The sequence below is a fragment of the Ruegeria sp. CDSA020 genome (assembly GCF_059612345.1).
The window spans coordinates 1-1,266 of the sequence record NZ_JBXWQK010000025.1 but is presented as its reverse complement, the minus strand read 5'-3'; the positions used below and the strand labels follow the sequence as shown (position 1 = coordinate 1,266).

At 60.8% G+C, this 1,266-nt stretch carries 1 protein-coding gene; it reads left to right on the top strand.

Annotated features, from left to right (window positions below):
• On the top strand, nucleotides 1-1,266 hold a 1,266-nt coding region (glyA, locus tag AC2FJW_RS19655), incomplete at both ends, for a serine hydroxymethyltransferase (RefSeq protein WP_496751192.1).

Sequence of the window (1,266 nt, the reverse complement as noted above, 5' to 3'; positions counted from 1 at the left end):
GGTTTTTTCACCCAGTCTCTCTCAGCGCGCGACCCAGAGCTGTTCGGCTCGATCACGTCCGAGCTGGGCCGTCAGCGCGACGAGATCGAATTGATCGCGTCCGAGAACATCGTCTCTGCTGCCGTGATGGAAGCGCAGGGCTCGGTGATGACCAACAAATACGCCGAAGGATACCCCGGCAGGCGGTACTATGGCGGGTGTCAATTTGTTGATATCGCTGAAAATATGGCCATCGACCGCGCCAAGAAGCTGTTCGGTTGCGGCTTTGCAAACGTCCAGCCGAACTCTGGCTCTCAGGCAAACCAGGGCGTGTTCCAGGCACTGATCAAACCCGGCGACACCATCCTGGGCATGAGCCTGGATGCGGGGGGCCACCTGACCCATGGCGCCGCACCCAACCAGTCGGGCAAGTGGTTCAACGCCGTCCATTACGGTGTGCGCAAACAGGACAACCAGATCGACTATGACCAGATCGAAGCGCTGGCGAAAGAGCATCAGCCCAAGCTGATCATCGCAGGCGGGTCGGCCATTCCGCGCATCATTGATTTTGCCCGCATGCGCGAGATCGCGGATATGGTCGGCGCCTATCTGCATGTCGACATGGCCCATATCGCCGGTCTGGTCGCGACAGGCGCACACCCATCGCCCTTCCCGCATGCGCATGTGGCTACTACCACCACGCATAAAACCCTGCGCGGTCCGCGGGGCGGCATGATCCTGACCAATGACGAGGCGATCGCCAAGAAAGTGAACTCGGCCATCTTCCCTGGCATTCAGGGCGGCCCGCTGATGCATGTCATCGCGGCCAAGGCCGTGGCCTTTGGCGAAGCACTGCGACCCGAGTTCAAGGACTACATCGCCCAGGTGGTCACCAACGCACAGGCCCTGTCGGACCAGTTGATCAAAGGTGGGCTGGACACAGTCACCCACGGCACCGATACCCACGTGGTTCTGGTGGACCTGCGCCCTAAAGGCGTCAAAGGCAACGCGACTGAAAAGGCACTGGGCCGGGCGCATATCACCTGCAACAAGAACGGTGTCCCTTTCGATCCCGAAAAACCGATGGTGACCAGCGGCATCCGCCTTGGCAGCCCTGCAGGCACCACCCGCGGCTTCGGCGAGGCCGAGTTCCGCCAGATCGCCGACTGGATCATCGAAGTGGTCGACGGTCTGGCCGCAAATGGCGAGGACGGTAACGGTGAGGCCGAGGCCAAAGTCAAAGCCGAAGTCGCAAACCTCTGCGCCAGATTCCCTATCTATCCAAAC